At 58.9% G+C, this 26,258-nt stretch carries 27 protein-coding genes and 2 pseudogenes; 17 read left to right on the top strand and 12 right to left on the bottom strand.

What is annotated here, in order from left to right; all coding sequences use genetic code 11:
• The first annotated feature begins 96 nt into the window (after nucleotides 1-96).
• A complete protein-coding gene (locus tag F8N85_RS27390; protein ID WP_150806634.1) occupies nucleotides 97-1,677 on the top strand; it encodes an aldehyde dehydrogenase (NADP(+)) in 1,581 nt (526 codons plus the stop codon).
• Between the two features lie 139 nt (nucleotides 1,678-1,816).
• Here the strand turns inward: F8N85_RS27390 and F8N85_RS27400 are convergent, their stop codons facing one another.
• Nucleotides 1,817-2,824 (bottom strand): Ldh family oxidoreductase, encoded by a 1,008-nt coding sequence (locus F8N85_RS27400; RefSeq protein ID WP_150806635.1) that lies wholly within the window; start codon nucleotides 2,822-2,824, stop codon nucleotides 1,817-1,819.
• A gap of 202 nt (nucleotides 2,825-3,026) precedes the next feature.
• On the opposite strand from F8N85_RS27400, the gene F8N85_RS27405 reads away from it, so the two are divergent.
• From F8N85_RS27405 to F8N85_RS27420, 5 genes are all read left to right on the top strand, one after another.
• A complete protein-coding gene (locus F8N85_RS27405) occupies nucleotides 3,027-3,515 on the top strand; it encodes a hypothetical protein (protein ID WP_150806636.1) in 489 nt (162 codons plus the stop codon).
• Between the two features lie 1,185 nt (nucleotides 3,516-4,700).
• Entirely contained in the window at nucleotides 4,701-5,267 is a 567-nt protein-coding gene (locus F8N85_RS35880) for a methyl-accepting chemotaxis protein (RefSeq protein WP_412072514.1), read from the top strand.
• Nucleotides 5,264-5,911, top strand: a complete 648-nt coding sequence (locus F8N85_RS27415) for a hypothetical protein (RefSeq protein ID WP_224795761.1) — start codon at nucleotides 5,264-5,266, stop codon at nucleotides 5,909-5,911. The genes F8N85_RS35880 and F8N85_RS27415 overlap by 4 nt, the downstream gene beginning before the upstream one ends.
• Nucleotides 5,912-6,101: 190 nt before the next feature.
• Entirely contained in the window at nucleotides 6,102-6,245 is a 144-nt protein-coding gene (locus F8N85_RS34670; RefSeq protein WP_191636274.1) for a hypothetical protein, read from the top strand.
• A gap of 34 nt (nucleotides 6,246-6,279) precedes the next feature.
• The gene (locus F8N85_RS27420; protein WP_150806638.1) at nucleotides 6,280-6,561 is read left to right on the top strand and encodes a hypothetical protein; all 282 of its coding nucleotides are present in this window, start codon (nucleotides 6,280-6,282) and stop codon (nucleotides 6,559-6,561) included.
• 26 nt (nucleotides 6,562-6,587) lie between these two features.
• Here F8N85_RS27420 and F8N85_RS27425 read toward each other — a convergent pair whose 3' ends face one another.
• Nucleotides 6,588-7,367, bottom strand: coding sequence for a FadR/GntR family transcriptional regulator (locus tag F8N85_RS27425; protein ID WP_191636275.1), 780 nt, complete (start codon nucleotides 7,365-7,367; stop codon nucleotides 6,588-6,590).
• Nucleotides 7,368-7,534: 167 nt separating this feature from the next.
• On the opposite strand from F8N85_RS27425, the gene F8N85_RS27430 reads away from it, so the two are divergent.
• The 5 genes from F8N85_RS27430 to otnI are packed head-to-tail and all read left to right on the top strand — an operon-like array spanning nucleotide 7,535 to nucleotide 12,629.
• Nucleotides 7,535-8,845 carry an MFS transporter gene (locus tag F8N85_RS27430; RefSeq protein ID WP_150806639.1) on the top strand — a complete coding sequence of 437 codons (1,311 nt, stop codon included), beginning with the start codon at nucleotides 7,535-7,537 and terminating at the stop codon, nucleotides 8,843-8,845.
• A gap of 15 nt (nucleotides 8,846-8,860) precedes the next feature.
• Complete coding sequence (gene denD, locus F8N85_RS27435) at nucleotides 8,861-9,835, top strand: D-erythronate dehydrogenase (protein ID WP_150806640.1); 975 nt, start codon at nucleotides 8,861-8,863, stop codon at nucleotides 9,833-9,835.
• Between the two features lie 20 nt (nucleotides 9,836-9,855).
• Nucleotides 9,856-11,148 (top strand): 3-oxo-tetronate kinase, encoded by a 1,293-nt coding sequence (gene otnK / locus F8N85_RS27440; protein WP_150806641.1) that lies wholly within the window; start codon nucleotides 9,856-9,858, stop codon nucleotides 11,146-11,148.
• The gene (locus tag F8N85_RS27445; RefSeq protein WP_150806642.1) at nucleotides 11,145-11,783 is read left to right on the top strand and encodes an aldolase; all 639 of its coding nucleotides are present in this window, start codon (nucleotides 11,145-11,147) and stop codon (nucleotides 11,781-11,783) included. The genes otnK and F8N85_RS27445 overlap by 4 nt, the downstream gene beginning before the upstream one ends.
• A gap of 54 nt (nucleotides 11,784-11,837) precedes the next feature.
• Nucleotides 11,838-12,629 carry a 2-oxo-tetronate isomerase gene (gene otnI / locus F8N85_RS27450; RefSeq protein WP_150806643.1) on the top strand — a complete coding sequence of 264 codons (792 nt, stop codon included), beginning with the start codon at nucleotides 11,838-11,840 and terminating at the stop codon, nucleotides 12,627-12,629.
• Between the two features lie 423 nt (nucleotides 12,630-13,052).
• Here the strand turns inward: otnI and F8N85_RS27455 are convergent, their stop codons facing one another.
• Nucleotides 13,053-13,373 carry a helix-turn-helix domain-containing protein gene (locus F8N85_RS27455; protein WP_150806644.1) on the bottom strand — a complete coding sequence of 107 codons (321 nt, stop codon included), beginning with the start codon at nucleotides 13,371-13,373 and terminating at the stop codon, nucleotides 13,053-13,055.
• Nucleotides 13,374-13,590: 217 nt separating this feature from the next.
• Here F8N85_RS27455 and F8N85_RS27460 point away from each other — a divergent pair.
• The 3 genes and pseudogenes from F8N85_RS27460 to F8N85_RS27475 form a co-directional block, all read left to right on the top strand.
• A pseudogene (locus F8N85_RS27460) lies at nucleotides 13,591-14,076 on the top strand (sigma factor); the annotation flags it as partial.
• Between the two features lie 50 nt (nucleotides 14,077-14,126).
• Nucleotides 14,127-14,441, top strand: a pseudogene (locus tag F8N85_RS27465) (hypothetical protein); the annotation flags it as partial.
• 322 nt (nucleotides 14,442-14,763) lie between these two features.
• On the top strand, nucleotides 14,764-15,708 hold the full coding sequence (locus F8N85_RS27475) for an alpha/beta hydrolase (RefSeq protein WP_150806646.1): 945 nt from the start codon (nucleotides 14,764-14,766) through the stop codon (nucleotides 15,706-15,708).
• A 10-nt stretch (nucleotides 15,709-15,718) separates the two neighbouring features.
• On the opposite strand, the gene F8N85_RS27480 is transcribed toward F8N85_RS27475, so the two are convergent.
• Nucleotides 15,719-17,530: an ABC transporter ATP-binding protein gene (locus F8N85_RS27480; RefSeq protein ID WP_150806647.1), complete on the bottom strand. Its 1,812-nt coding sequence runs from the start codon at nucleotides 17,528-17,530 to the stop codon at nucleotides 15,719-15,721.
• Nucleotides 17,531-17,765: 235 nt separating this feature from the next.
• Between F8N85_RS27480 and F8N85_RS27485 the strand changes: the two genes are divergently transcribed.
• Both F8N85_RS27485 and F8N85_RS27490 read left to right on the top strand, forming a co-directional pair.
• Entirely contained in the window at nucleotides 17,766-18,185 is a 420-nt protein-coding gene (locus tag F8N85_RS27485; protein ID WP_412072513.1) for an LIC_13387 family protein, read from the top strand.
• Nucleotides 18,186-18,359: 174 nt separating this feature from the next.
• Complete coding sequence (locus tag F8N85_RS27490) at nucleotides 18,360-18,773, top strand: VOC family protein (RefSeq protein WP_150806649.1); 414 nt, start codon at nucleotides 18,360-18,362, stop codon at nucleotides 18,771-18,773.
• Nucleotides 18,774-18,931: 158 nt separating this feature from the next.
• Here the strand turns inward: F8N85_RS27490 and F8N85_RS27495 are convergent, their stop codons facing one another.
• The 5 genes from F8N85_RS27495 to F8N85_RS27515 form a co-directional block, all read right to left on the bottom strand.
• Nucleotides 18,932-19,126 (bottom strand): hypothetical protein, encoded by a 195-nt coding sequence (locus F8N85_RS27495; RefSeq protein WP_150806650.1) that lies wholly within the window; start codon nucleotides 19,124-19,126, stop codon nucleotides 18,932-18,934.
• Nucleotides 19,127-19,736: 610 nt separating this feature from the next.
• On the bottom strand, nucleotides 19,737-19,946 hold the full coding sequence (locus F8N85_RS27500; protein ID WP_150806651.1) for a hypothetical protein: 210 nt from the start codon (nucleotides 19,944-19,946) through the stop codon (nucleotides 19,737-19,739).
• Between the two features lie 188 nt (nucleotides 19,947-20,134).
• Nucleotides 20,135-20,320 carry a hypothetical protein gene (locus F8N85_RS27505; RefSeq protein ID WP_150806652.1) on the bottom strand — a complete coding sequence of 62 codons (186 nt, stop codon included), beginning with the start codon at nucleotides 20,318-20,320 and terminating at the stop codon, nucleotides 20,135-20,137.
• A gap of 135 nt (nucleotides 20,321-20,455) precedes the next feature.
• Nucleotides 20,456-20,692 carry a hypothetical protein gene (locus tag F8N85_RS27510; RefSeq protein WP_150806653.1) on the bottom strand — a complete coding sequence of 79 codons (237 nt, stop codon included), beginning with the start codon at nucleotides 20,690-20,692 and terminating at the stop codon, nucleotides 20,456-20,458.
• Between the two features lie 259 nt (nucleotides 20,693-20,951).
• Nucleotides 20,952-21,161: a DUF2158 domain-containing protein gene (locus tag F8N85_RS27515; RefSeq protein ID WP_150806654.1), complete on the bottom strand. Its 210-nt coding sequence runs from the start codon at nucleotides 21,159-21,161 to the stop codon at nucleotides 20,952-20,954.
• Between the two features lie 276 nt (nucleotides 21,162-21,437).
• Between F8N85_RS27515 and F8N85_RS35200 the strand changes: the two genes are divergently transcribed.
• The gene (locus tag F8N85_RS35200; protein WP_150806655.1) at nucleotides 21,438-21,644 is read left to right on the top strand and encodes a hypothetical protein; all 207 of its coding nucleotides are present in this window, start codon (nucleotides 21,438-21,440) and stop codon (nucleotides 21,642-21,644) included.
• Between the two features lie 605 nt (nucleotides 21,645-22,249).
• Here F8N85_RS35200 and F8N85_RS27525 read toward each other — a convergent pair.
• The 3 genes from F8N85_RS27525 to F8N85_RS27535 form a co-directional block, all read right to left on the bottom strand.
• Nucleotides 22,250-23,290 (bottom strand): Rieske 2Fe-2S domain-containing protein, encoded by a 1,041-nt coding sequence (locus tag F8N85_RS27525; protein ID WP_150806656.1) that lies wholly within the window; start codon nucleotides 23,288-23,290, stop codon nucleotides 22,250-22,252.
• A gap of 181 nt (nucleotides 23,291-23,471) precedes the next feature.
• Entirely contained in the window at nucleotides 23,472-24,884 is a 1,413-nt protein-coding gene (locus F8N85_RS27530; protein ID WP_150806657.1) for a DUF1329 domain-containing protein, read from the bottom strand.
• A gap of 112 nt (nucleotides 24,885-24,996) precedes the next feature.
• The gene (locus tag F8N85_RS27535; protein ID WP_150806658.1) at nucleotides 24,997-26,205 is read right to left on the bottom strand and encodes a LuxR C-terminal-related transcriptional regulator; all 1,209 of its coding nucleotides are present in this window, start codon (nucleotides 26,203-26,205) and stop codon (nucleotides 24,997-24,999) included.
• Nucleotides 26,206-26,258 lie beyond the last annotated feature (53 nt).

Consider the following 26,258-nt stretch of genomic DNA (forward strand, 5'->3'; position numbering starts at 1 on the left):
ACCCGATCCCCGTAGGAGCTGCCGCAGGCTGCGATCTTGGCAATCTGACAAACAGCAAAAGACTTGCCTGAGCCCCCTTCCCGAAAGGAATTTTCCATGCCCCAGATCATCGGCCACCACTACATCAACGGTACGCGCAGCGCCGCCAGCAACATCACCCTGCACAGTCATGACGCCAGCAGCGGCGAAGCCCTGCCCTACTCGTTCATGCAAGCCACCGGTGAAGAAGTGGACGCTGCTGCCCAAGCCGCCGCGGCAGCCTATCCAGCCTTCCGTAACCTGCCGGCAAGCCGGCGCGCGGAATTCCTCGAGGCCATCGCCGCGCAACTGGACGCACTGGATGACGAGTTCATCGCCCTGGTAACCCGTGAAACCGCACTGCCGACCGGGCGTATCCAGGGCGAGCGCGGTCGTACCAGCGGCCAGATGCGTCTGTTCGCCCAGGTCCTGCGTCGCGGCGATTTCTATGGCGCGCGCATCGACCGGGCATTGCCCGAGCGTCAGCCAATGCCACGGGGCGATCTGCGTCAGTACCGGATCGGCGTCGGTCCGGTCGCGGTGTTCGGCGCGAGCAATTTCCCGCTGGCCTTCTCCACCGCCGGTGGTGACACCGCAGCTGCGCTTGCCGCTGGTTGCCCGGTGGTGTTCAAGGCCCACAGCGGGCATATGGCGACCGCCGAGCAGGTGGCCGACGCTATCATTCGCGCCGCCGAGCTAACCGGCATGCCCAAGGGTGTGTTCAACATGATCTACGGGGCCGGGGTCGGCGAAGCGCTGGTCAAGCATCCGGCGATCCAGGCGGTCGGCTTTACCGGCTCGCTGAAGGGCGGCCGCGCCCTCTGCGACATGGCCGCCGCACGCCCACAGCCGATTCCGGTGTTCGCCGAAATGAGCAGTATCAACCCGGTGCTGGTATTGCCCGAAGCCCTGCGGGTGCGTGGCGAGAAAATCGCCAGCGAACTCGCCGCCTCGGTGGTGCTCGGCTGCGGCCAGTTCTGCACCAACCCGGGACTGGTGATCGGTATTCGCTCCCCCGAGTTCAGCGCATTCATGGAGCATCTCAGTGCGCTGATGGCCGAACAACCGGAACAAACCATGCTCAACGCCGGCACACTCGACAGCTACGGCAAGGGCGTGCAGGCGTTGCACGCTCATCCGGGAATCAGCCACCTGGCCGGCCGCGAACAACAGGGCAGACAAGCCCGGCCCCAGCTGTTCAAGGCCGACGTCAGCCTGCTGCTCAATGGCGACCCGCTGCTGCAGGAAGAAGTCTTCGGTCCGACCACGGTACTGGTGGAAGTGGCCGACAAGGCCGAACTGCAACGAGCGCTGCAGAGTTTGCACGGTCAGCTCACGGCCACGTTGATCGCCGAAGCCGCTGACCTGCACACTCATGGCGAAGTGCTGCCGCTGCTGGAACAGAAGGTCGGCCGCGTGCTGTTCAACGGCTACCCGACGGGCGTCGAAGTCTGCGATGCGATGGTGCATGGCGGCCCCTACCCGGCCACCTCCGATGCCCGTGGCACCTCGGTCGGCAGCCTGGCCATCGAGCGTTTCCTGCGTCCGGTGTGCTACCAGAACTGCCCGGACGCGCTACTGCCCGACGCGCTGAAAAACGCTAACCCGCTGGGCATCAATCGCCTGGTCGATGGTAACAGCCACCGCGAACCGGTTTAAAAAACCACTCAAATGAACGGGAGACCTCCTGTGGGAGCGAGCTTGCTCGCGATGAGGCCATCAGATTCAACATCCTCGTTGACTGATACGCCGCTATCGCGAGCAAGCTCGCTCCCACAGGACTGGCCCTCCCGTTCATTCAGGCCAGCAGTGCCTTCAGGTCGTTGTATAGGGCCTCGGGAATCTGCACGCCCTCCACCAGGCTGCGCGCTCGCGCCTCATAGCGGCGTTGCGACGGCAAGCGTGCGCCCTGCCCTTGAATGCTCTCGAACAAGACTTCGGCACGGGCCAGATGCTGCTCGGTGGCCTCGCCGAGGAAGCGTCGCGGGTCGAGGGCGATGATCAGCTCGCCGTGGTACGGCGACGACTTGCTGCCAGCGTCGTAAGCCAGCGACTCGGCACTGGTCAAGTCACCGATCAACGGCCCGGCGATCAACTCCACCATCGCCGCCAGCGCCGAGCCCTTGTGCCCGCCGAACGTCAGCATCGCCCCAGTATCGAGCACCACGTTCGCATCGGTACTCGGCTGGCCCTCGGCATCCACCCCCCAGCCCTCGGGTATCGCTTTGCCGGCACGCCGGTGCAACTCGATATCGCCGCGGGCAATCGCACTGGTGGCAAAGTCGAAAACAAACGGCTCCTTACCCGCACGCGGCCAGCCAAAAGCAATGGGGTTGGTCCCGAATACCGGCTGCCTGCCCCCCGCAGGCGCAACCCAGGCATGGCTGGGATTACAGGCCAGCGCCACCAGACCGGCAGCGGTCAGCTGCTCGATCTCCACCCAAAGCGCGGAAAAATGCACACAGCGATTGATCGCCAAGGCGGCAATACCGTTAGCCCGGGTTTTCTCCTCCAGCAATGGCAGGCCCGCCTGGAACGCCAACTGGGAGAAACCACCGGCGGCATCGACCCGCACAATCGAAGGTGCCTGGTCGATCACCCGCGGCTCGGCATCGGCCACCACCTTGGCGGCCCGGAGCGAATTCACACAGCCGAGAATCCGGTACAGACCATGGGAAGCACAGCCATCGCGTTCGCCAGCGATCACCGTAGCGGCCACCGCTTGAGCATGGGCAGCATTGAAACCGTTGTGCAGCAGGATCGATTCGGCCAGCGTTTGGGCCTCGATCAGGGTCAGTCGGATCATATTCAACTCCTTGGACAGACCGTCCAGACTGGCTCATTCCAAGGCCCGCGGCTTGATCGCTTTAGCCCGTGGGCATGACGATCTCGGCATAGTCTGATCACCACAAGCCTGGCGCGAAGCTGTCCCTGGATCCTGTTCAGCGCATACCGAGTGGAGTACCGTGGAGGCCATGATTAAACTCACGTGACGATAGGAAATCGAAATGAGTAAGGCAGAAGAACTCGCCGCGAAGCTGAAACAAAAGCAGGAAAGCAGTGCTGACTCAACAGTATCTGCCGACAACGCGATCGAGCATTGGCCCGGCCAGGTTTATGAAATGTATCACCAGCTCGAAACGTGGCTGGAGCCGCTGTCTGAAGCGGGATTGAACATCCGGCGAGTATCGACGCGAGTCTTCGAGAGCCATTCTTCAGGTTCGACCTACAACTACGCCATCGATCAGCTGCTGATCGAGGGCAACCATAAAAGCATTACCCTCGACCCGATTGCTCGCTTCACTGATGTGGGTCTGGGTCGGGTCGACATCCACTTGAAAGGCAAAGAACTGTATCTCCTGCGGACCGGCGTCGAGCAGGGTGATCCGCAATGGGTTATTCACAGGGTTCCACAGTCTGGACAACACAAGGTAGATCCGCTGCTGCTTGATGAGGACAGTCTGCTTTCGCTAATACAAGAGGGGCTGGAGCTGTAGAGCGGGCTTACTGAGGTCGAACGGGCGCCAACTCGCGCACCAAAGTAAAAACGCCGGCCACTATGAGCCGGCGTTCTGTTTCTGCGGACGAGACGCCAGCCTTCTCGGCCTTCTTTGAAATAGCCTTCCCCGCAGTACGACCGATTCTCGGACCTGATTGGCTCGACCCAAAACAGCGCACTGCAGCCCGGCAATTCCCGTGACTGGTGCATTGATTTTTTTCTACCTTCGCAACCCGCGAAGTAAAAATCAGAGTGAGGCCGGAGGAGAAAAATATAAGCCTGCCCCTCTCCAGATCCGGTTTTTACTGCAAGCACGCTCAGCGCCGGGCCTGTCACTCATCATGGCGATCGAATGGCATCGGCCTTTTCACTGCATGGGTGACACGCCGGTTTACCGCCAACGGCGAAGACTGGCAAACAACTTGCTTAAGTCTAGTCAGGCTTGAGCCATCAACGACGATGGCTTCGCAACTATCACGGGCAACGGCGTCCGCTCCCCTTCGCATTGCGTCAGGTGGGCGTGCGCCGTTTTGCTTTTTATCCCGGCACAAAGGAAATCCTCATGTCTGCTCAAGGAATCCCTGCGGGTCTTGCCATCGCTACTGCGCACAGCGTTGTCGACAAGTCGCGCCCTGCCGGCATTGCATTCACGGCATTGTTTGAACCCGGTATGGCTCTGCTCGAACGCAGCAGGATCGGCCTCTGGTTACCCCTCGCACTGGCACTCGGCGCCTGTGGTCTCGCGCTGGCTGAACAACCCGCCAGCGCACTGACTCTGATCCCTGGTGTCCTCTACCTGGGCTGCGCCTGGCACCTTCGCGAACGCCATCAACGCCATCTACAGACATTCTGGAGCACCGAACTGGCACGGCTGCTGCTCAGCTCACGGGATGCCGACCCGGCGACGCTACTGGTGGCCGCCAGCATGCAGCTGCGCAACAGCGAACGCTTGCGCAGCGAAGTACAGTTCGCCAGTCGTGCCCTGCAGCAGATGGCCCGGCAGGCCCGCGACCAGGGTGAGGAACAGAGCCAACGGATCGCCATGATCGCTGCCGCCAGCGAGCAAATCGATCAGACCCTGCATAGCATCGACGCCCTGGCCCAAGGTGCTTTGGCAGCTTTTGCCGACGCCCATGCCCAGAGCGATGCCGGTTGTCTGGAGGCGCGCTCGGTGGGTGGCAGCATGCGCGCCATTCAGCACAGTCTGGGCAATACCGCACTGGCCGTGGAAGCGTTGCTGCAGCGCACCAGCGCAGTGGAAAGCACCGTCAATAGCATCCAGGCACTGGCCAGGCAGACCCAGTTGTTGGCCCTCAACGCTTCCATCGAGGCCGCTCGCGCTGGCGAACACGGTCGCGGTTTCGCCGTGGTCGCGGCGGAGGTCCGCAGCCTGGCCCAGGCCACCGACCGGGCTACCCACGAAATCACCACCGCCGCGACAGCGATTGCCACGGCAGTGCGCCAGGTGGATGGCGAGGTCAAAGAGCACCGCGCTTTGCTGGAAGCCGGTAGTCAACAGAGTGAGCACCTCGCTACCAACCTCGACGACCTGGCACAACGGAGCCAGACCAATCTGCAACACCTCGGCGCCATGCAACAGGCGCTCAGCGAGCACCAACAAGCCAATCATGCCCTCAGCGAACAGTTGCAACAGGTCAATGGGGCCGTGCAGGAACAGAGCACGCAGACCCATGCGCTGCATGACCTGACCCGCTATCTCAATCAGCTCACCGTCGGAGGTCACCCATGAACCCACAACTCGTCACAGCATTCGATGGCGAACAATCCCGACGAACCCGGATGCCACAGGGTGACGCTGGCCTGCGACAGGCGCTCTTGCTGGGCCTCGACCTGCTGCAAGGCCTGCAACAGCATCGCGGACTCGGCGGACAGACCACCCCTGAGGCTCGGCAGCGCTGCCAGGCACTGGCTGACTCGCTCGACCCACGCTGGAGGGACTGGCCGTGCCCCATGCAACGCCAGGCTTGGCAGGCATTACGCCGCGACCCGGCGGATTTCGAAGGTCATTGCCTGTCGATACAAGACTTGCTCGGCACCCTCCAACACCTCGAATTGCATCGCTGTGCGCTCAGTCTGCAGCCCCCGGTCATCGCCGAGCGCTGTTGGGAGCTGGAAGACTTGGGGCGGCTGCGCGGCTTGTCGGTGCGCGCCGCCGCCCATCGGAGTTGCCCATTGGACATGCTTATTCAATTGCAGTACCTGCACGAACGCTTGCTCAAGCATGCCCCCCGCTCGCTGCTCGACGCTCTCGAACGGCTGCAACAAGGACTGATCGGCTCGCCGGTAGTGTCGATTACCGCAGCGCAGTGCTACGCCCTTCTCACCCCACTGCTCGATGAACGCCTCGACGCTATCCGTCGAGATCTGCGCTGAGGGTTATCTCTGCTGCCGGATAACCGGCAGCGGCCCAGCGAGGTGTGATGTCCGGGAACAACCAGGACTTGGCTTACCCATCATCACTCTCGTCGATAATCACCATCTGCGCTAATTTCTTCCCCTTCATAAACGTGCGCGTAACAATCCAACGCAAGCCAACGCACTTTACGAATCGAGGGGGAAAATCATGCTCATCCACATCCTGACTTGCCTGGCCCTGACGGTGGTAACCCTGTCGTTGTTCTCGCGCTTCGTTCTTCATGTTGGCGATTTGAACAGCGAATCGCCTCGAGTCGAGGCAGCCCAAAAAACCGGCGACGCTCTCGCGTGAGAGACGTCATCTGAAACGCAGCGGAGTTACCAACGTGAACCATCAAGTCAGCCTGGTCGTGAGTTTCCCGAGGTTTGGTAAAAACTACTACTCGCAGCACGCGGTCTCTCGCAAGGACGTCGCGCTCATCGTCGACAAGCGTTTCGACCCGTTTTTGATGTCCGCGGCGACCCATCACTTCAACAACGAAGTCATTGGTTTCAACGACCAGTTCCGATTCCTGAGTGAGGTTCTGTCCTCGCACTTGCTGGACATCGAAACCAGTCAGCCAGCCCAGCCTTCACGTCAGGCGGCACAGAGACACGGAGCCCGTTAACAGCCTTCAACTCAGCCCGCATGACGCTAAGACGTCCTTGCCCCCGGATTTTGCCAAAACGACGGATCGGCACTCTTGAGCCGCTCAACGGCATTGTTGATATGAGTGAGCGCAGCATGCCGCGCGCCCTCTGGATCACCTGCAGCGATGGCCGCGTAGACCGCGAAGTGCTCGACCCGCACCGTCTTGGACAGATCATGGCGCCGCTCTTCGTTCGAGCGCGTGATGCGGATTGCCTCTTTGATGAACTGAGCGATAAATTCGTGCAATGACGGGTACAGCGGATTGCCCGTCGCTTGAGAAATGGAGTGATGGAATGCCAGGTCTTCCTCGACACCATCGCGACCGGCCTGCTCGGCGGCATCGATGGCCTTCAGCGCCTGGTGGATGGCATTCAGCTGCTCAGGCGTATGCCGCTGCGCCGCCAGAGCAGCGGCTTCCCCTTCAATGCCACGGCGTAACTCGGTGACTCGCAATACCGCCTCGATCGACCCGGACACATCCAGATCGATAGTGAACGCCTTGATGTGCGCACCTTCGCTGACCACGGTACCGCTGCCTTGGCGTACCTCGACCAGACCGGCTGACTTCAGGCGCGAAATCGCCTCGCGGATGACCGTCCTGCTGACGCCGAAACGCTCCGCGAGCACGGGTTCCGTAGGCAGGCGAGACCCTGGCAGTGCTGCGCCATTGGCAATATGTGCCTTGAGGGCGGCAGTCACCTGATCAGACAGCGTGCCCTTGGCGGAATCCTTCAGAACAGCCAGTGCATCGGCGGAACGGGAAGATTTATCAGGAGTGGGCATAGGTATCTCTGGGCTCAAATCGGTGAACGGTACTGCATTTTAGACCCGCCGTCCTCTCCGGCTTCCAGCCCTTGAATTCGTATGACGTATTATGATAAAAAACGGCACTTCATGTAATCCGATAAAAACAAAGTCACCCACTACAAAAATAAGGATGGGGGAAACACATGACTGAATCAGTGATTCAAACCGGCGCCATCGTGCCCGCTGATCGCTTCGAGGATCTGGCGTATCGCAAAGTCGCGTGGCGGATCCTGCCGCTGTTGTTGCTGTGCTACCTCGTCGCTTACCTGGATCGGGTGAACGTGGGTTTCGCCAAATTGCAGATGTCCGACGATCTGCAATTTTCCGAAGCGGTGTATGGTCTCGGCGCGGGGATTTTCTTCATTGCGTACTTCCTCGTCGAAATTCCCAGCAACTTGATTCTGCATCGTGTCGGTGCCCGGTTGTGGATCGCGCGCATCATGATCAGCTGGGGAATCATCTCCTCCGCCATGGCACTGGTTAATACGCCGATGTCCTTCTACATCATGCGCTTCCTGCTGGGGCTCGCCGAGGCAGGGTTCTACCCGGGTGTCATTCTCTATCTGTCTTACTGGTTCCCGACCCATCGCCGCGGCAAGATGTACGCCCTGTTCGCCACGGCAGTGCCGCTGTCCGGACTGATTGGCGCGCCCTTATCCGGCTGGATCATGAGCGCCTTTGATGGCGACCATGGGTTTGCCGGCTGGCAATGGCTGTTTTTCCTCGAAGGGCTGCCCTCGATCGCCGTCGGGATTCTGGTGATTTTTTGCCTCAGCGACCGGATCTCCAAGGCCAGCTGGCTCACCAGCGAAGAGAAAACCCTGCTGCAGACCCGCATCGACGCCGAAACCGCCGGTCATCAAAAGCACAGCCTGAAAGAGGTGTTCCTCCAGCCGCGCATCTGGCTGCTGACGGCCATCTATTTCTGCATGATCGCCGGCTTCTACACCGTGGGTTTCTGGTTGCCGACGCTTATCCGCCAGGCCGGGGTCAGCGACGTATTGCAAGTCGGAATGCTCACCGCCATCCCTTATGCCGCGGCGGCGCTGACCATGATCCTGGTTTCGCGCAGCGCTGATCGGCTCCGTGAGCGTCGCTGGCACCTGGCGCTGACCGCAGTGCTCGGCGGTATCGGCTTGTTCATCTCCGCCACCTGGAGCGACAACTTCACGATTTCCATGATCGGCCTGACCCTTGGCTCCATGGGGGCCATGAGCACCCTGCCGCTGTTCTGGAGCCTGCCGACCGCCTTCCTCGGAGGCACGGCAGCGGCCGCCGGCATTGCCCTGATCAACTCCTGGGGCAACCTGGCGGGCTTCGTCTCTCCGTACTTGATGGGTTTCCTCAAAGACACGACCCACAGCACCACGATCGGCATGTATGTGATGGCAAGCGCGCTGTTCCTGGGCGCACTGCTGGTCTTCAGAATTCCCGGAAAACTCGTCAACCACTGACGTTTGGAGTAACTCATGAAAATTCTCGTGACCGGCGCAGCCGGCTTCCTCGGCCGCCGCCTGATCGAAGCCCTGCTGCTGCGTGGCTCGCTCAGCGACCGCGCCGGCCAGACCCAACCCATTACTCAAATCGTCGCCTTCGACATGATCGCGCTGGAGGGGATCGATGATCCTCGGGTAAAGGTGGTATGTGGTGATATTGCTGACCCTGAAGTACTGGGCAGCCTGATCGATGCCACCACTGATGGCATTTTCCATTTGGCCGCGGTGGTTTCCAGCCAGGCGGAAGGCGACTTCGAACTGGGCATGCGGATCAATTTCACCGCGACCCAGAATCTGCTCGAACGCATTCGCCTGCTCGGCACTTGCCCGAAATGGGTGATGACCAGCTCTGTCGCCGTGTTCGGCGGGCAACTGCCGGAACACGTCAGGGATGATCATGTCTGGGCGCCGCAGAGTTCCTATGGCACGCAAAAAGCCATGAACGATCTGCTGCTCGCCGACTACAGCCGCCGAGGATTCGTCGATGGCCGCAGCCTGCGCATGCCGACCATTGTGGTGCGCCCGGGCAAACCCAACCTGGCCGCTTCCAGCTTTGCCAGCGGGATAATCCGCGAACCGCTCAACGGCCTGGACAGCGTGTGTCCGGTGCCGCTGGATACCCGGCTCTGGCTGATGTCGCCGGCGCTCGCGATTCGAAACCTGATCCATGGTTATGAGCTATCAAGCGAGCAATTGACCCAGGGTCGGGTGATCAACATGCCTGGGCTGTCCATCACCGTCGAACGGATGATCGATGCACTGCGTCAGACCGCGGGCGCAGAGGTTGCCGAACGGATTCGCCTGGAGCGCAACCCCGCGATCGAACGCATCGTCGGTTCGTGGCCAGGAGCCTTTTGCGCCACCTACTCCCGGGATCTGGGGTTCACAGCGGATGAGAATTTCACCGATGTGATCAAGCAGTTCATGAATGAGTATCTGCCCGGATAAACCAGATTAAGGAGCTCAACATGTCGACTGCCCCTGCCCGCCCCTTGCTGGGCTGCATCGCTGACGATTTCACCGGTGCCACTGACCTTGCCAACATGCTGGTGCGCGGCGGCATGCGCACCGTACAAAGCATCGGCGTACCCGGCGCTGAAGTTGCCGATGGGCTTGACGCCGACGCTATCGTCATCGCCCTGAAGTCCCGGACTGCGCCGGCCGCCGATGCCGTGAAGGAAGCGCTCGAAGCGTTGCGCTGGCTACGCGAGCGTGGCTGTGAACAGATTTTCTTCAAGTATTGCTCGACCTTCGATTCTACCGCTGCCGGCAATATCGGCCAGGTCAGCGAAGCCCTGCTTGCTGCACTGGACAGTGATTTCACCCTCGCGTGTCCGGCATTTCCCGAAAACGGTCGCACGGTCTTTCGTGGGCATTTGTTCGTACAGGACCAGTTGCTCAACGAGTCCGGCATGCAACATCACCCGCTGACACCAATGACTGACGCGAATCTGGTTCGCGTGCTGCAATCGCAGAGCCGGGGCAAAGTCGGCCTGCTGCGCTATGACACGGTGTCCGGGGGAGTCGAGCGCATTCGAACGCGCATTGCCGAATTACGCGCCGACGGTATCCGCATGGCCGTCGCCGATGCCTTGTCCGATGCTGATCTTTATGTGTTGGGCGAGGCCTGCGCCGATCTTGCGCTGCTGACTGGCGGCTCGGGGCTGGCGCTGGGCTTGCCGGATAACTTTCGTCGTGCCGGTAAATTACGTGACCTGGACGCCGCTCAAGTACCAAAGGTCAACGGCGGCGAAGTGGTTCTGGCGGGCAGCGCTTCGCAAGCAACCAATGGGCAAGTCGCGGTCTGGCTGCAGGCGGGTCGACCGGCTTTTCGTGTCGATCCGCTGGCATTGGCTGCGGGAGAACCGGTCATCGAGGAGGCGTTGGCCTTCGCCGCAGACAGCGCAGAAACGGTACTGATCTACGCCACCAGCTCCCCGGAAAAGGTCAAGGCCGTACAACGTGAATTAGGGACCGAGCGTGCGGGAAATATGGTCGAGCAGGCCATGGGCAGGATCGCCAGCGGGCTTCACAAAACAGGTGTTCGTCGCTTCGTCGTCGCCGGCGGGGAAACGTCGGGAGCAGTGGTTCAGGCGTTGAATATCCAGCTCTTGCAGATCGGTGCGCAAATCGACCCCGGTGTGCCCGTTTGCATCAGTACGCCGGGGGAACCATTGGCGCTGGCGCTCAAGTCCGGTAATTTCGGCGGTGCTGATTTCTTCGCCAAGGCGCTCAATCAACTGGCAGGAGTTCAATCATGAGCGACGAAAACGCTCTGCGCGAGGAAATCTGTGAGGTCGGCGGTCTTTTGTATGGCCGTGGTTATACGGTGGGTAGCGCCGGTAACATCAGCGCCCGACTGGATGACGGTTGGCTGATCACACCCACGGATGCCTGCCTGGGCCGTCTCGACCCGGCCTCGATTTCAAAGGTTAATCTGGCTGGGGAATGGGTCAGCGGAGACAAGCCGTCAAAAACCCTGGCCTTGCACCGTCAGGTCTATGATCGCAACCCCGGTGTCGGAGGCGTCGTACACACCCACTCGACCCATCTCGTGGCGCTGACGTTGGCCGGTGTCTGGCACCAGGATGACATCCTGCCACCACTGACCCCCTATCAAGTGATGAAAGTCGGGCACATTCCGCTAATCCCCTATGAACGTCCCGGTTCACCAAAGGTGGCCGAGCGTGTGGCGCAACTGGCCAACAGCGTGCGAGGGGTGATGCTGGAGCGGCTGGGCCCGGTGGTGTGGGAAGCTTCGGTATCCAGGGCGAGCTATGCCCTGGAAGAACTGGAAGAAACCGCTCGCCTTTGGCTGATGAGCAATCCTAAACCGACCCCGCTCGACCGGACGGCACTGGACGAGTTGCATGAGGTATTTGGTGTTCAGTGGTAAAACACCACGTGGTGTCTTGGCCGTTCGTTTAATGTTTTTATTTCAGGAGTCTTTATGCCTCGTTTCGCTGCCAACCTCAGCATGCTCTACCCGGAACACGATTTTCTTGAGCGTTTCGCCGCGGCCGCCGCCGATGGTTTTCAGGCAGTGGAATACATGTTCCCCTACGCCTACAGCGCGCACGAACTGAAACAGCGGCTCGACGACAATGGCCTGGTCCAGGCCTTGTTCAACGCGCCTCCCGGTGATGTGGCGGCGGGCGAAAAAGGCACCGTGTCTTTGCCTGGTCGCGAATCAGAGTTTCGCGCCGGTTTCGACCAGGCCCTGGAATACGCCGCGGTACTGGGCAACGACCGCATTCACGTCATGGCCGGGCTACTGACGTGCGAAGCAGATCGCGCCAGACACCATGCGACCTACCTGGAAAACCTCAGCCACGCGGCGACAGAAGCGGCCAAGGTTGGCGTCACCGTGTTGCTGGAGCCGATCAATACCCGCGACATTCCGGGCTTTTTCCTCAACCACCAACATCAGGCCCAAGCCATCTGCAAGGAACTCGGCAAGGCGAATCTCAAGGTCCAGTTCGACATCTATCATTGTCAGATCGTAGAGGGTGACGTTGCGACAAAGCTGCGTCGGGATTTCGACGGCATCGGTCATATTCAGATCGCCGGTGTGCCGGATCGCAACGAACCGGACATGAACAATGAGGTGAACTACCCCTACCTGTTCGAGCTGATCGATCAATTGGGTTACAGCGGCTGGGTGGGTTGCGAGTATCGGCCGCGCGGCAACACCTCCGACGGTTTGAAATGGTTGCGCGATTGGCAAGCCCGTTCGATCTGAAGCGCGTCAATCCTGAACAGGTTGAAGCTTGTGCAACCTGCATCTTCAGACACGAAAAAGCCCGCACATGGCGGGCTTGAAATTCGAGTAGGTGGCCGGCGCTGGTCCCCGGCTTACAAGGTTTATCAGGACTCTGACAGAAGAGTTTTGAGTTCTTCTGCTTCACACGGCATAAGGGCTGGATCTCATCGAGGAGATCTTTCTAACCGTGTACCCTTCGGAACGTACCCCACGTCTCCTTGCTATCCTCTTGCGCATCAGTCTGCGTCTTCACCTACAACTTCAGAATAGCAAAAAGTCCAAAGCGCTGGCCGTTTTTTTTAGAACGATTTTGTTCAGAGGGAAGCACGGCAGGATGGAAAAATACTATCGCCAGCCAGCCAGTTCTGATGCCGCCCGTTAGAGGATGGCCTGGCTTTGCCATCAGCATTCAGACAGGGAAGTAGCGAGTTGCGCGAGCGCGTCCTGATCCCCTCCGTCCAGAGTGCGGTAGTGCCTGATGATGACCGTCTCCTCATCAGACAGCGTCTCGGCAGTCAGAGCGGTTCGCTCACCGGTGAGCACGTAAAGCACGTCTACGCCCTTGAGCCGAATGGCCATCAGATAGTCCGATTTTGGTAGCCGCTCACCATTCTCATAACGTCCTTGAGCATTCGCAGCGACGCCGCCAATTGCACCGAAGTCGTGCTGGGAGAGCCCTAGTGCCTTGCGCGCCTCTTTCAAGCGCTCGCCGAATCGGTCCATGTGGGAATACCTCGATGGGAGTGCGTATTACCACCATACGCCTATATCAAGACCGCTGATGTATTCGTTTGCGTGTACTTACGCGCTCTGGAAGCGGCAATCTTGGCGGACCTCAACGGCTCAAGGGTGATCAGAGCGGGTCGAGATTGCCCTTTCGACTGCGAAGAGGAAAGAACAGAAACATTGAAATCGTCAGACTTGAACGTCTCGCTGCAACATGACAGCATTCGCAACTGCAACAGTTTCCCATTTGCGAATTATCTTCGTTCGAGGTTTTGTGGTGTCGGGCCAGTCCGCTTCTTTCCTCTCCGAGCTCTACCGTGGGCATCATGGCTGGCTGTTTGGCTGGCTGCGCAAAAAACTCGGTTGCCCTGAAAATGCCGCCGACCTGACCCATGACACCTTCGTCAAGCTGCTGGGCCTGGACATCTTGCCGACGTTGCAAGAACCACGGGCCTATCTTCTGGTGGCGGCCAATCGGTTGTTGATCAATCAGTATCATCGCCGCCGGGTCGAGGAAGAAACCCTGCGCAGCATGGCCGTGCTGCTCGATGAACAGCACCAGCAAGGCCCGGAACAGCTGATTGCCGTGCGCCAGTTGCTCGGCAAGGTCCTGCAGTTGTTGCTCGAAGAACTGGACGAGAAACCGCGCAAGGCTTTTCTGATGGCGCGGGTCGATGGCTGCTCCTACGCCGAAATTGCCAGGCAGCTCCAGGTATCCGAAAGCAGCGTCAAACAGTACCTGGCCAAGTCGCTTGCGCACTCTCGCCGGCCAAAACCACGGCCTTTGTCGCCTTCGACCAGGACGACTACAACCTGCGCCTGCAGGCCATGCGCCTGGAAAGTTATGACGCTGGTTTCCAGGATGGCAATGGTCGAAAAATCGAAGGCTACACCACCGTCGATCTGCTGGGAGGTGTGGCGCTGCCGGTTGGCAAGCTGGAGATGGGCGTCTACAACCTGAGCGACCGTAACTATGAAACGCTGTACATGCAGGCTAATGCGGCAGCGCCTTATCCACATGCTGAAGGGCGGCGGTTGGCGGTTAGTTATTCGGTGGATTGGTAAGGGGATCTGCTGATTATTGAGCGTAGGTATCTACACATCTTTTTGGTCTAGCTCCCGTAGCAGCTGCCGAGCCTGCGAGGCTGCGTTCGGCCGCGGAGCGGTCGTAAAATCAGGCAGCGCGTTCTTTCAGGCAATTCGCGTACGCATGATTTGCGAGGACTTCATCCTCGAACGCAGCCTCGCAGGCTCGGCAGCTGCTACGGACTCAGTCCTACGCAGCAATTGGTAACTCATTGCCCCTCCACGATGGTCGGAAAAAACACCTCTCGCCGGGCACTTCTGTTAAAAACCGTTCTCCATGTCGGCGCCGGTGGACCACCCAATGCCCGCTTCCTTTCTTACTCGTCTCGGACGACGCTGGCTGCCACTGCTGTGCATGGCCGCGCTGATCGTCGGCCTGCCCGTGGGTTGCGGGGTGCTTGAGCATAAAGAGCGAGAGCTGTTGTTCCGCATCGAACCGGGTAACGCCAGCTGGTACAGCGGCCTGCCGAGCAGCATTCAGGAATTCGAGTTGCAGCCCAAGAGTTTCAAGGCCGGGCAAAGCATTCATGGTTGGTGGTGGCCGGCGGAACGCGCGGATGCGCCGGCGATTCTGTATCTGCACGGCGTGCGCTGGAACCTCACCGGACAGCTGTTTCGTCTGGAACAATTGCGAGCACTCGGCTATTCGGTGCTGGCCATCGACTACCGCGGCTTCGGTCAGAGCCAGGGCGATCTGCCGTCGGAAAGCAGTGTGTATGAAGATGCGCGTATTGCCTGGGAGCGTCTGAAAGTCCTGCAACCGGACGCAAACAAACGGCTGATCTACGGCCATTCACTTGGTGGCGCGGTGGCGATCGATCTGGCGGCCGAATTGGGCCAGAGCGCCGTAAAAGAGCAGACCCCGGTGCCCGCCCGAGGGTTGATCATCGAGTCCACCTTCACTTCCCTGGCCGATATCGCCACGGCAATCGCCAACACCTCTCTGCCGGTACGTTGGCTGCTGTCGCAAAAATTCGATTCCATCGACAAAATCGCCGGGATTCACATGCCGTTGCTGGTGGTCCATGGGCTGGATGACCGCTACGTGCCGCCGCGTTTCAGCGAGCAATTGTTCAACGCCGCCGTTGAACCCAAGCGTCTGTTGCTGGTGCCCGGTGCAACGCACAACAACAGCTTGCGCATGGGTGGGCCGGCCTATCGCAAGGCGCTGGACGCCTTGATGCAATCGCAGCCGCCAGAACAGGTCGCCGGGCCGGCTGTTTCGCATCGCTCTCGGGACTCATAAGGTTGCTGGCCTAGCGGTATCCCCGGGCCTGCAAGCTGAACAACTGCGCATAACGCCCGCCCGCGGCGACCAGGCTGTCATGGTCGCCTCGCTCAAGGATCGCCCCCTGATCCAGCACGATGATGTGGTCGGCATTGCGCACGCTGGAGAACCGGTGAGAAATCAGCAAGGTCATACGCCCTTCCGTGTGCTGACTGAAATGCTCGAACACCGCCGCTTCCGCTGCCGGGTCCAGTGCCGAAGTCGGCTCATCCAGAATCAGGATATCGGCGTTGCGCCGCATGTAAGCGCGGGACAAGGCGATCTTCTGCCATTGCCCGCCGGACAACTCCTGCCCACCGGCAAACCAGCGCCCCAGTTGCGTGGCATAACCTCGATCCAGACGCTCGATGAACGGCGCGGCCATGCCCTCGGCCGCAGCTTCCTGCCAGCGCAGTTCATCGTTGAAAGCCAGGGTGTCACCGACGCCAATGTTCTCGCCCACGGAGAACTGATAACGAATGTAGTCCTGGAAAATCACCCCGATACGCCGACGCAATGCCTCCTCCTGCCACGCCTGCAAATCGCTGCCATCGAGCAGAATACGTCCTTCATCGGGACGGTACAGCCGCGTCAGCAACTTGATCAGCGTGGTCTTGCCCGAACCATTCTCCCCCACCAGCGCCAAGCTGCGACCCGGTACAAGGTGCAGGTCGATGCCCTCCAGAGCGGCTCGACTGGCACCCGGATAGCGGAAACCCACGTTCTCGAAGCGCAGACCATCGCCAGGCACTGCACCCACAACCAGATTTCCGCTGTCCGCCACCACTGGCTCGGCCAGGTATTCATAGAGACTCGACAGGTAAAGCCCGTCCTCGTAGAGACCGCTGATGGCGCTCAAGCTGCTGCTGACCGCCGTCTGCCCCTGCTTGAACAACACCAGGTACATGGTCATCTGCCCGAGGCTGATACTGCCGTGAACGGCATCGACCACGACCCAGGCATAGGCCAGGTAAAACGCGCCCGTGCCCAACAGACCCAGGACAAATCCCCAACCATCCCGGCGCAGCGTCAGCCGCCGATCTTCGGCATAGAGACGGGCGAAGGTCTCGCGATAGCGCTTCAACAGCAACGGTGCAAAGCCGAACAGCTTGACCTCTTTGATGTAGCCCTCATGGGAGAGCAGCGTCTCGATGTAATTCTGCTGCCGACTCTCCGGTGCGCGGCGGGTGAAGAGTCGAAAGGCATCCCCGGAGAAATGCGCTTCGGCAAAAAACACCGGCAACGCGCCGACCACTAGCAGCACCAGCGCCCAGGGCGAAAAATGCACCAGCAACACGCCGAAGCTGATCAACACGATCAGGTTCTGGATCAGCCCCAACGACTTCATCACCAGCGCCAACGGCCGGGTCGAAGCTTCGCGCCGCACCCGCACCAACTTGTCGTAGAACTCGGAATTCTCGAACTGCACCAGCGATAACGTCTGGGCCTTCTCCAGAATCATCGTGTTGACCTTCTGCCCCAACTGCACCCGCAACAGCGACTGCTGGACCGACAATGCGCGCTGGGTCCCGGACAGCAACGCAAGCACTCCCGCCTCAAACAGCACATAACGCAGCACCGGCCACAACGGCGCACTGCCCTGCTGCGCGTGCAACTGCATGGCGGCGACCACCGCATCGACAATCCGCTGCCCCAACCACGCCGCCAGGGCCGGCAGCACCCCGGCGATCAGCGTCGCCAGCACCAGTCCCAGAAACAGCCCGCGGGACGTTCCCCAGACCAACAGCAAGGCACGTCGCGCCTGGTCGAGCAAAGTGGTGAAGCGGCTAAGGACCGGCATAAAGCGATGGACTCAGGCAGAGGATGGGTAATGTGCGCCGCGGGATCTAGGGTCATGACAATTCGCCATGGTACAACCAAGACGTCCAGCGCAACCCCATCAAAAATGACTCGCCCCCCGTAGCAGCTGCCGAAGGCTGCGTCCGGCCGCGAAGCGGTCGTCAAACCTGCATCAACGGTTCATCCTGATACACCCCGGAACTTGATTTCACGACGCCCGGAACCACCAAAAAGGAATGAGTGTGCTAGCCCAAATCCTGATATCGGCCAGTTCAGCGATAGTGCTGTCGCTCGGCACCCTTCATCTCGTCTACACATTTTTCTCCAACAAGTTCTCGCCCCGGGATAAAGCGATGGCCGAACAGATGAAAATGGTATCGCCGGTTATCTCCAGGCAAACCACCATGTGGCGAGCATGGATAGGCTTCAACGCGAGCCACAGCCTGGGCGCAATGCTCTTTGGTTTGCTCTACGGTTACCTGTCGATCTTCCATCCATCGTTTCTGCTAGAAGCGCCCTTTTTGCTGGCCATAGGGGCCTTGTTTCTAGGCTGCTTCCTGGTTCTTGCAAAACGCTACTGGTTCAATGTGCCATTGGCTGGCATTGCCTGCTCACTGATTCTGTTCCTGGTGGGCACGGCGCTGACACTGGTTTGAACCCTATGCGCGCGTACTTGAGGCGATAAGCCTCACCACGTCCATAGAAAAAACATCTAAAAAAATACCGCCAACCGCGGCGTCTAAGGCTTTGCTACTTGGAGTCAATCCATGTCGGAACTGGCGGTGAAATCAACCGCCAGCCGATCCCCCCTCTGTTACCGGGAGCTGAACATGAAAATCAATCCCTACCTGATCTTCAACGGCGACTGCAAAGACGCTTTCACCTTCTACGCCAAATGCCTGCAAGGCACCCTCGAAGTCATGATGACCTTCGGCGAAAGCCCGGCTCGCGAACACTTTCCGGCGGACCTTCACCACCTGATCATTCATACCCGCCTGCTGGTGGGTGATCAGGCGCTCATGGGCTCGGATACCACGCCTGATCGCCCTACCCAGGGCATGAGCGGTTGTTCGGTTTCATTGAATGTCGACAGTATTGCCGAGGCGGAACGGGTCTTCGGGGCGCTGGCAGACGGAGGCAGCATTGAAATGCCGTTGGAGGCCACGTTCTGGGCGGCGCGCTTTGGGATGCTGGTCGATCGTTTTGGCGTGTCGTGGATGGTCAATTGCGAAAAGGATCAGTGAAACAGACTTGAGCAGATCGGTGGAGCCAAATCTTTGATGATGACGAGTTGGCCAAACGCCGCTGTGATCATCTCTCCAGAGCCATCACGGCCATTTCTTCGTAGACGGTCGTGGTGGCTCCAGATATGAAGAGCCTGGCGTACTGGATTGGCGCCTGGTTATTTTCTGGTTTCCATCATCTTGTCAGCAAGAGCCTTGGCTCTTTCAATCAACAGGTTCTGCCTGTCATCGTGAGTGGCCCCTCCTACAACCGGTGCTGTCAGATTGCTTTCCGCGATCAGCGCAGCACAGAAGTATTGATCCCAAATAGCTTTGTCTTCGGACGCCGGTTTGGTGATTTGGTCGGAGATCATATGCGGCTCCTTTTGATGAAGTAGCACCGCTAGTTTACGCCCGAATCACCAACAACCGACGCCGGCGATCGCGGCGTAGACCCGCTGCCAAGCACACCGTCCCGATGGAGTTGATAAAAAAATCCTCCACTCACTGGCGCGTTGAAAGCTCCGTGCTACGGTTCAAGTCTGTTCAACAAAAACGGTGCGTGAAAAAATGCTGAGATCACGGATAGTTGAATCTGGACTTTATGAAGCAGAGAGCAAATCCGGAAAGCGCTACACGATTGTGGCGGAAACCCGTCAACTCGGTTTCGACACAAATGAGTCAACTCCGACTTCGTGGCGCAACGGGCCGATTTATTACCGCACCCTGGATCATAAGCCAGTCTTTTGGGTGAGCAATCAAGAGTTCACGCTCGTACAGACCGGTGAAATTGTCACGCGACTTTAACTCTGCCGCCTTGCAAGGGGGTTCTCCGTAACCGCCTCGCCTCGCTCCCCCATTTAGCGCCATCTCCCAAAACGAAAAATCCCGACGCAGTGGTCGGGTTTTTTTTGAAATGACGGTGTAATTTGCCGGAGGCACACTACTCACCATGGCGAAATGCTGCCTCCGCCGAGTGGGAAATCAATCCTTGTAAATCAAAACGAAATCTTCAGCGGAAAGAGACTCGTCCCGGCCTAAAAAAACCACTGGAACTCCCTGGAAAGTCCCTCTGAAAAACTCAGCACTGGACGTGATCGCATCCGTAGCCTGCCGCGACCATATCTGTAACTGAGTCACTTTCTTACCCTCGAGCGCTGACTGAGATAGAGCGCACACTATTTTTTCTTTCATGCTTGCCTCCTTCATTTGATAGACCACCGCTGCAACAGGGCTTAGCGCCATCCGGTCGATCTCCTCGCAGCAATCGAAGCATAGCTGGATAAATCCTTCCCATTCCTACCCCTGATGGGTGGGACCCAGGCGCCTGAAAGAAGCACGAAAATGCGCCCGCGGCGGGCTGAGTTACAGGCTGTAGCGGCTCAAGACTCATCGGCGAGCCGGAACTGAATCTCCACCGGTCCGCCAGGCGCCTTGGTTTCCTCGACCTGCACATGTCGCGCACCGCACTCGATGCATTCGAAAGCCTGGCGGCCGATATCCTTGTCGTAATGCACGTCGACCTCAGTGTCTTTACCGCATTTCTGACAAACGAATTTCACAGTCATGGCGGTAACTCCCGATTCAGATGAATGCTCATCCTGAGCCACTGCACTTACTTAAGTCTTGACTATCACGATCACTGTGCGGCTCCGGCCATCGAGCGCCAGCCAAAGCCAAAGAACTGACAATCGGTAACAGGCCTAACGACTGAGCCACCTGAACGCAAGATCAGTACCACGGCGCATGGCATCTCCAAAGGTCGGCCATTCGCCAACTTCCTCGCCGAGCTTTGCGTAACCGTTTTCGTCCTTGATCCAAATAATAATTCCGACAGGCGACGTGCTATCAGGGTCGCCCCAGATGAAACCTATCTTCGCCTTATCTCCATTTGGATGGAGGTATTCCACGGGATAAGGTCTTTCAATATTCGAATGCATGGCAATGTCCCTAAACCGATCTCGTGTCAAAACTCAGAAATAGCTCACAGCTCTAATTCTCGCCAACCGGCCGCGGTCGAGGGCAAAGAACTGCTGCCATTCGCCCACCGTGTGGGGGTTTCGACTTCGCGCAAAGGGGGTGTCAAGGCCACGACTCAAGCCAGAGGGACTGGCTGTGAATGTCCATGAGCGGATATCGATGGAGTGACCATCGGCCTCACGTGGGTTCCCGGTCGAGTTACCTGGATGTCATACCTATTCATAGCGTTGAGCCTCTAAGCCGGCTGCCACCTTTTTCAATCATCTCGGCGTTAAAAGTTGCCGTGTGATGCTGGTCCGCTTTATCAAACCAATCGCAGGTCACCTGGACGCTGTAACCGTCGCTGGTGTCGTTATCAACATCTCTAACAGTCATGACAGGGCCGCCACTGTTCAAAACCACTAGATCACCCTTCTCGAAATTCGACATGGCCTAACTCCATGGATGGTTGAGCATCCATCATGGGCTGCAGCAAACCTGAGTTCAATTGCCACTACAGAACCATGATCCGTGTCTGTATCGGTGAGTGGCCGCACCATTCGTCGCATCAGAACAGGTAGCGCCGATTACATGACCTTGACTGGCTTAAGGATTGCACAGCACGCCCCTAGCGGCCCCAGAACGACATAATTCTGACGCGGCGGCAATTAAATCAATATTCAAGGACTCCAGCGATGCGCTTGGTCAGTCACCGGGAGATGTAACGTGTCAACTCTCAATGAAATCGCAGCGAACCACGCGAGAATGGCTAAGGCACTGGCTGAGGAGTCGACCGAGCTAAATGAACGACACACCCAGATAGTGGGAAGTCTCGAAGCTCCAGCCACTCATGCGAAACAGCACGTACCGCTGCATCTACTTGCCGGAGTGAAGGATAACCATCCCGGACAGGTGGCTGGCTACTTGATCTGACTACGCGCGATCTGGACGTCTACCTGATCGGCACAGGTGCCGAGCAGTTTGACGGCCAGGTCTTTCAGATGGCGTCTTTTGCGGGAACAGCGTCAGCCCTTCACCGATGTCGGCACTGGAAAGAGTGAACGACCCTGGGCGGGGGCTGAGTTACTGGCTGTAGCGGTTCAGGCAAAAAAATCGCAGCTTGCGGCAGCTCCTTGGGATTAACGGACGGCGCGATATCCACAGCGCATGCGGTCGGGGCAGGAACTACCGCAGACTGCGATCTTTACGACTGGCTGGCCAGGCATCACCCTAGCGAAAATTAAGCCAGCTCGGGACGTTCGAGCTGATGACGACACAGCTAGCGTAATGCTTGCAAGCCTTGACGCTGGCCGATTCCGGCGGCTCCGAAAACTGCACGGTCAACATCAGGACCAACAGGATTAACAAAGGAACGTAATAGGCAAGAAGACTTTTTGTTTTCATTGTCAGTGCTCTCATGACCTTTTAATCGGACCTGCGTTCTGCAATAAAACCAAGGGCAGCGCGCCCTTCTGGACCGCCCTTACGAGCGGCAAGCGATGACTCGCTGCCTGCCTCTCGAAGGGAACCGTTACTGCTCAGCGCTCGTCGACCGTGACGATTTCGCGGCGTTCAGCCATGCTCGCGGGCACCTGATCTTCATCGGTAAAGAACTGCTGATACCACTCGCGCAATTGGTAGACCGGACCGTCGGCTTCCGCCAGCACCGGGTTGTCGATACGGATTTTATGCTTCCAGATATCCACGTCCTGATAGAACGAGGTGCGATTACCCGTGATGTAGGCTTTGGCCACTTCAATGTTCTGCTCTTCGCTCCAGCCAGGCACACGCTTGACCATGCAGCCGAAACGCAGGTCGAAGCTGTTGGCCGTCACAGGCACATGGCTGTTGAGCAAAATGGCGTGTATCCGCACATCGCCGAACATCGAGCTGATGTGAGTGAAGTGGGTCGCCGGGCCGTAGTAGGCCGACGGTGCGATCAGATCGCCACCCAGGCGCTCGGAATCACCGTGGAAGATCTGGTGGCCGATGTGCCCTTCGAAGATATTAGCGAAGTACTTGGTCGGCGTGCCGTGCACGGGGCCGAAGTGCATGGCGTCCACCAGGTTATCGACCAACTCCCGTGGGTTGGTTTCGATCAGCATGGTGTCGATGTTCCAGTCGTGAATCCAGTCCGCGTCGTCCATTTCGGCCAGGTGCGGAATGATCACGCCCTCTTTCGGCGGACGGCCTTCAGGGTTGTTCCAGACGAACAGCAGGTTGTTTTCCTCACAGGTCAACCAGCTGCGGGTCTTGGCCTTCGGTGGAATGCGCTTGCAGTAAGGAATCTCGACGCATTTACCGCTGGTGTCATATTTCCAGTGGTGGAACGGGCACACCACCGTGTCGTTTTCGATGGTGCCCTTGGACAGGTCGGCCCCCATGTGCGGGCAATGAGCGTCGAGGATGCTGACAGCACCCTTGCTGTCGGCAAACGCCACCAGGCGGGTGCCAAAGATATTCAAGGTATGCAACTGGCCATCGCGGTAATCATCCGCCACGCCCAGACAGTGCCAACCACGGGCGTAACGGTGAGTACGCTGGGCGTTTTCGATACTGATTTCAGCGAGTTTCGTCATTGTTATTGTTCCTCGATTGGAAACTTTAGGGAGCAGTACCCCCAAAAAAAACAGGGTGAACCCATAGCGGATATCATTGAGCGCCTCGACAAGGGATTCATCCCTCACTTGGACTAGATCAAATGAGATCCGCTCTCAAAGGGTTCACCTGTCAGCCTCTGCCATCGCGAATCTGCGCTGGCTATTGGCCAAACCGACGGGCGGCTTCCGGGCCGAAATCCCGCGGGCTGAAGCCCGGCTTGTTCAACTGATAGCCCTCGCGCTGTTCGTTGATCAGGTTGAACGCCAGGTAACTGCCGGCATTGAGGTCGTAGTACAGCCCCACGCCCGCTTGTGGCCGCTGGCTTTCATAGGCGTAGAAAAAGTTCAGCATCGAGGTCCGCCACAGCTCGCCACGGTTGTCGTAGTTATCGGCGAGCATCGGGAACCAGGTGTCTTCGTCGATGTACAGCTTGCGTTTGCCGTACAGGTGGCGGTAACCCGGTTTGAGGGTGCCTTCCAGTTCCCAGACCCGATGGCGCTCGTAGCGCATGGCATCCGGGTTGATATGGCCAGGGGTCAGCAGGTCGGCGTACTTGAGGTTGGCCGCATGCAGGCGATAGGTGTTGTAGGGAATGAACATCTCGCGTTTGCTGACGATCTTCCAGTCATAACGCTCCCCCGAGCCGTTGAACAGGCGCACCTCGTCCACGGTGATCGAACCGCCACTGCCGGGGAATGACATGTCGAAGCCATAACCCGGCGACTGCCGCACACGGCGGGTGCCCGGGTCGTAACGCCAGGCCTGGTTAGGCTCGGTTTTGAAGTTCCAGAAATTGGTGCCGGTATTGATCTCGCCCTTGTCCCGTTGCGGCAGCAAGGTTTCGTTGAGGTAGAACGATTGGTTGCCGACGGTTTCGCCGACATTGCCCGGTTTCCCTCCCGGCGCCAGGTTGCGCGAGTGCACACGGCCCCAGTTGATGTTGCCGTCCTTGAGCACATAGGCGTTGTCGGAGGTGTATTCCTCGGTCCAGGCCATCAAGGCGAAGGACGAGGAATTTTTCAGCAGTTCCAGGCCGTTGCGCGGTACGGGAAAGGGGGTACCCCCGGTTTTGCCCACTACGCCTTCGCCGTCATCCACCAGGCGCGCGACGCTGGCGTTCTCGCGAGTGGCCTGGCAAGTCGAGTCGTTGAAGCGGAAATCCCGATGTGTGGCGTAGATCGGCATCTTGTATGTGGCCGGGTACAGTTTGAACAGGGCTTTCTGCCCGTCGGACAGGTAATCGCTGTATTGCGTCAGATTGGCCGCAGTAATCACGAACAGCGGTTTTTCTTCCGGATACGGGTCAACCGGATGGTTGCCGGTCCCTTTGAAGTCCACGTGCGGTGGCACGCCCAGCCACTTGCCACTGAATGCCGGAATGCTGCCATCGGCATTGGCGCTCTTATCCGCACCGATGCAAGTCAAATCCTTGCCCAGGCGCTCCACATCTTCCGGTGCGGCGTTCGTCGTACCGATTGCACTGCATCCCAATAACAACCCCAGCACCCAGGTGGGAGTGGCGTTGGCAGCCCGCGAGACAAGACAACTGGAGGCCAGGTTACTGCCGGTCATTTTTATTCTCCTTGGTTACCGATAGCGGTCACCCAGTATCGGCAGCCCAAGGAACCGGCAGCATCGTCCGCACGGACTAACGCGTTTTCCCACGGCGCCTGTGAACGACAGACTAAAGCGCATCCTTCACGGATCCTGGCAGCTGTGGCCCGGCCAATGCCACGACACTGTTGAGCATGATCCGCACAAGCTCGGTCTGGCGCCGCACACCCGTCTTGGAAAAGATCGAACGCAGGTGCGCACGGGCGGTATTACGGCGGATGTTCAGCGCCTCCGACGCCTCCTCCAGCGACAGGCCGTTAGCCAGTTCCAGCGCCAGCAAGGTTTCCGCGGGTGTCAGGTTGTACAGCTGCGAAGTCACCACATTGCTCACCAGCGACTTGCTGACAGCGTCGCGGACATAGACCACCACGGTAGGTTTTCCCCTGCCCTCGACCAGCTCCTGCGTCGGAATCAACTCCACCACCACCCCCAGGCTGACTTTTCCGGAAGGGCGGGAAATCGACGTGGCCTCGGCTATTTGTAATCCGGCGTGGCCCTGCTTCACCCGTTGAAAGGCGTTGCGCACCAGCCGCGACAGTTCACGATTGTCACTCGGGTAAGTCGCCTCCAACCGCCCGCCGACGACTTTAAGGCCGTCCTGGCTGGCGAGAATCTCCCGGGCCACCGGGTTCAGTTGCACCACAGTGCCGTTTTCATCGAGCACGATAGTCGCCACCGCCATACGGCTGATCGTTTGCGAGTACAAGCTGCCCAACGACTCACTGCGATCCAGTAGCGAATGCATGTGCAGGGCACGGCGCAAATGCGGCAAGAGCATGGCGCACATGGCCCGCTCGACCTGGGAAAAACGTGCCTGGCCCCGTGGCCGGTTGATCCGCAAGCGCACCGTGCTGCCGTCCGGCATGCGGATGTCGGCGCCGAGCATCTGGTGGCAGTCATGGGGTTGGCAAAACAACAGGTAAAAGGAAGAGCTGACCCATTCATCATCAGTCATCAACTCATCGATGGTGAACACCGTGTCGGTGGGCAGACCGTCGAACAGCGTGGACTTGGCGTAGTAGGCGTAATGGTTGATGCCGCCCTCCCCCAGTTCAATGTCCCCGGCAACCATCATCGGCGACAGCAGCGGCTCATCCTGCACACGCAGAATCAAGGTCACGAAATTGGCCTTGAACAGCTTCCGGAGCTGGCGCAACGAATCACCCATGCAGCGAATATCCATGGCCGAGTCGTACATGTTGCCGATGAGGCCTTCGTACTCGGCCAACTCCAGCCCCATTTGCGCGAGGACCTGCGCATTCGGCACGCGACTTTGCATAACCACTCCCCAGCAGCGGGCCCGGACTGCATGGCCCGCATCAATTTAATCGT

Origin of the sequence: Pseudomonas fluorescens (assembly GCF_902497875.1) — a bacterium.
Lineage (GTDB): Bacteria > Pseudomonadota > Gammaproteobacteria > Pseudomonadales > Pseudomonadaceae > Aquipseudomonas > Aquipseudomonas fluorescens_BR.

What these genes read in the sequence shown, in the direction of transcription:
- F8N85_RS27390 (WP_150806634.1), top strand. Translation starts at nt 97, where the DNA reads ATGCCCCAGATCATCGGCCACCACTACATCAACGGTACGCGCAGCGCC.
- F8N85_RS27400 (WP_150806635.1), bottom strand. Translation starts at nt 2,824, where the DNA reads ATGATCCGACTGACCCTGATCGAGGCCCAAACGCTGGCCGAATCGATC.
- F8N85_RS27405 (WP_150806636.1), top strand. Translation starts at nt 3,027, where the DNA reads ATGAGTAAGGCAGAAGAACTCGCCGCGAAGCTGAAACAAAAGCAGGAA.
- F8N85_RS35880 (WP_412072514.1), top strand. Translation starts at nt 4,701, where the DNA reads ATGCGCGCCATTCAGCACAGTCTGGGCAATACCGCACTGGCCGTGGAA.
- F8N85_RS27415 (WP_224795761.1), top strand. Translation starts at nt 5,264, where the DNA reads ATGAACCCACAACTCGTCACAGCATTCGATGGCGAACAATCCCGACGA.
- F8N85_RS34670 (WP_191636274.1), top strand. Translation starts at nt 6,102, where the DNA reads ATGCTCATCCACATCCTGACTTGCCTGGCCCTGACGGTGGTAACCCTG.
- F8N85_RS27425 (WP_191636275.1), bottom strand. Translation starts at nt 7,367, where the DNA reads ATGCCCACTCCTGATAAATCTTCCCGTTCCGCCGATGCACTGGCTGTT.
- F8N85_RS27430 (WP_150806639.1), top strand. Translation starts at nt 7,535, where the DNA reads ATGACTGAATCAGTGATTCAAACCGGCGCCATCGTGCCCGCTGATCGC.
- denD (WP_150806640.1), top strand. Translation starts at nt 8,861, where the DNA reads ATGAAAATTCTCGTGACCGGCGCAGCCGGCTTCCTCGGCCGCCGCCTG.
- otnK (WP_150806641.1), top strand. Translation starts at nt 9,856, where the DNA reads ATGTCGACTGCCCCTGCCCGCCCCTTGCTGGGCTGCATCGCTGACGAT.
- F8N85_RS27445 (WP_150806642.1), top strand. Translation starts at nt 11,145, where the DNA reads ATGAGCGACGAAAACGCTCTGCGCGAGGAAATCTGTGAGGTCGGCGGT.
- otnI (WP_150806643.1), top strand. Translation starts at nt 11,838, where the DNA reads ATGCCTCGTTTCGCTGCCAACCTCAGCATGCTCTACCCGGAACACGAT.
- F8N85_RS27455 (WP_150806644.1), bottom strand. Translation starts at nt 13,373, where the DNA reads ATGGACCGATTCGGCGAGCGCTTGAAAGAGGCGCGCAAGGCACTAGGG.
- F8N85_RS27475 (WP_150806646.1), top strand. Translation starts at nt 14,764, where the DNA reads ATGCCCGCTTCCTTTCTTACTCGTCTCGGACGACGCTGGCTGCCACTG.
- F8N85_RS27480 (WP_150806647.1), bottom strand. Translation starts at nt 17,530, where the DNA reads ATGCCGGTCCTTAGCCGCTTCACCACTTTGCTCGACCAGGCGCGACGT.
- F8N85_RS27485 (WP_412072513.1), top strand. Translation starts at nt 17,766, where the DNA reads ATGAGTGTGCTAGCCCAAATCCTGATATCGGCCAGTTCAGCGATAGTG.
- F8N85_RS27490 (WP_150806649.1), top strand. Translation starts at nt 18,360, where the DNA reads ATGAAAATCAATCCCTACCTGATCTTCAACGGCGACTGCAAAGACGCT.
- F8N85_RS27495 (WP_150806650.1), bottom strand. Translation starts at nt 19,126, where the DNA reads ATGATCTCCGACCAAATCACCAAACCGGCGTCCGAAGACAAAGCTATT.
- F8N85_RS27500 (WP_150806651.1), bottom strand. Translation starts at nt 19,946, where the DNA reads ATGAAAGAAAAAATAGTGTGCGCTCTATCTCAGTCAGCGCTCGAGGGT.
- F8N85_RS27505 (WP_150806652.1), bottom strand. Translation starts at nt 20,320, where the DNA reads ATGACTGTGAAATTCGTTTGTCAGAAATGCGGTAAAGACACTGAGGTC.
- F8N85_RS27510 (WP_150806653.1), bottom strand. Translation starts at nt 20,692, where the DNA reads ATGCATTCGAATATTGAAAGACCTTATCCCGTGGAATACCTCCATCCA.
- F8N85_RS27515 (WP_150806654.1), bottom strand. Translation starts at nt 21,161, where the DNA reads ATGTCGAATTTCGAGAAGGGTGATCTAGTGGTTTTGAACAGTGGCGGC.
- F8N85_RS27525 (WP_150806656.1), bottom strand. Translation starts at nt 23,290, where the DNA reads ATGACGAAACTCGCTGAAATCAGTATCGAAAACGCCCAGCGTACTCAC.
- F8N85_RS27530 (WP_150806657.1), bottom strand. Translation starts at nt 24,884, where the DNA reads ATGACCGGCAGTAACCTGGCCTCCAGTTGTCTTGTCTCGCGGGCTGCC.
- F8N85_RS27535 (WP_150806658.1), bottom strand. Translation starts at nt 26,205, where the DNA reads ATGCAAAGTCGCGTGCCGAATGCGCAGGTCCTCGCGCAAATGGGGCTG.